This is a genomic window from Corallococcus sp. CA054B (assembly GCF_003611625.1).
In the GTDB taxonomy this organism is placed as follows: domain Bacteria; phylum Myxococcota; class Myxococcia; order Myxococcales; family Myxococcaceae; genus Corallococcus; species Corallococcus coralloides.
On record NZ_RAVY01000401.1, the window covers coordinates 1 to 1,172 of the forward strand.

Annotated in this window: 2 protein-coding genes and 1 pseudogene; 2 read left to right on the forward strand and 1 reads right to left on the reverse strand. The window is 67.2% G+C overall.

Annotated features, from left to right (window positions below; translation table 11 throughout):
* Window positions 1-52: 52 nt before the first annotated feature.
* Window positions 53-199, reverse strand: a complete 147-nt coding sequence (locus D7V80_RS43370) for a hypothetical protein (protein ID WP_233585871.1) — start codon at window positions 197-199, stop codon at window positions 53-55.
* On the opposite strand from D7V80_RS43370, the pseudogene D7V80_RS44070 reads away from it, so the two are divergent.
* Together D7V80_RS44070 and D7V80_RS41000 are read left to right on the forward strand one after the other, a co-directional pair.
* Window positions 182-496: pseudogene (locus D7V80_RS44070) on the forward strand (helix-turn-helix domain-containing protein); the annotation flags it as partial. The gene D7V80_RS43370 and the pseudogene D7V80_RS44070 sit on opposite strands and share 18 nt — an antisense overlap.
* 7 nt (window positions 497-503) lie before the next feature.
* Window positions 504-1,148, forward strand: coding sequence for a transposase (locus D7V80_RS41000; RefSeq protein ID WP_120593146.1), 645 nt, complete (start codon window positions 504-506; stop codon window positions 1,146-1,148).
* Window positions 1,149-1,172 lie beyond the last annotated feature (24 nt).

Sequence of the window (1,172 nt, forward strand, 5' to 3'; positions counted from 1 at the left end):
CTAAGCCAGAGGAAGTAAGTCCTGTCAGGGGGTAGAGTTGCCGCTCCTCCGGTTATGCGGAAGGAGCGGCGAAGTGCCCCACCAGCACCGAGCGTTGGAACTGACGGCGGCCGAGCGGCGTGGGCTGGTACGCGCTCTGCGGCAGCAGGCGCCGCAGGGCGTGGCGCTGCGAGCGGCCATCGTGCTGTTGAGTGCTCAAGGCCAGAGTGCCCCGCACATCGCCACGGCCTTGGGGCTGACGACACGCACCGTCCAGCGCTGCCGCCGACGCTGGCGTCAGCACGGGTTGGCGGGACTGGCTGACGCGGCCCGTCCGGGCCGGCCGTCGAGAGTGTCCGCCGACTCCCTCATGCTCCTGATGCGCACCGTGGAAACGGCGCCGAAGGAACTGGGCTTTGCGTTTGCCCGCTGGACGCGTGCACGTCTGGCCGCCTATCTCCAGCAACGTACCGGCGTGCGGCTGAGCGCGCGGTGGGTGGGCGAAATGCTGCTGTGTCACGGTTATGTGTGGCGCCGCGCCAAACTCACCACCCGGCACTTGGCTGACGAGGAGGAAAAAAGCACGCGCCTTCAGGCGCCTGCACCGTCTGCAGAAGTCGGCCCGGCAGCCCCGAGCCGACTTCGAGCTGTGGTACGCCGACGGCGTTCACTTCAACCTGCTCCCGGTGACGCGCTCCGCGTGGCGGCGCAAAGGGCAGCGGCTGCTGGTGCCCACTCCGGGCAAGAATGTGCGAGTGGGAGTGGTGGGCGCCATCCGCTTTCCCAGCAGGCACTTCCTCTTCGCCTACCAGCCCAAGAGCGTCACCACCGCTCTGTTTCTGTCGCTGCTCGAAAAGCTGGTGGCGCGGGCAAAGCGGACGGGCAGGCGCATCGTGCTCGTCCTCGACAACGGCGGCCCCTTCACTTCCCACCGCGCCCAAGCCGCCCTTGAAGCCGCACGGCCCCAGGTGCGCGTCTTGCGGCTGCCTTCGTACACCTCGGAAACCCTCAACTGGATTGAGGGCTACTGGGACGAGCTCAAGAGCACCTACTTCAGTCAGATGCTGACCGAGCAGCGCGAGGCGTTCTATCCGGAAGCCGTCCGACTGCTGCACCGCTTGCGGCGCTCAGGACGGCTCAGTCTGCTTGCGCCTCGCGCTACCCCCTGACAGGACTTACTTCCCCTGGCTTAG

Bases quoted from the DNA above. Each gene is read 5' to 3' on its own strand.
- D7V80_RS41000 (WP_120593146.1), top strand. From the start codon at position 504: ATGTGTGGCGCCGCGCCAAACTCACCACCCGGCACTTGGCTGACGAGG.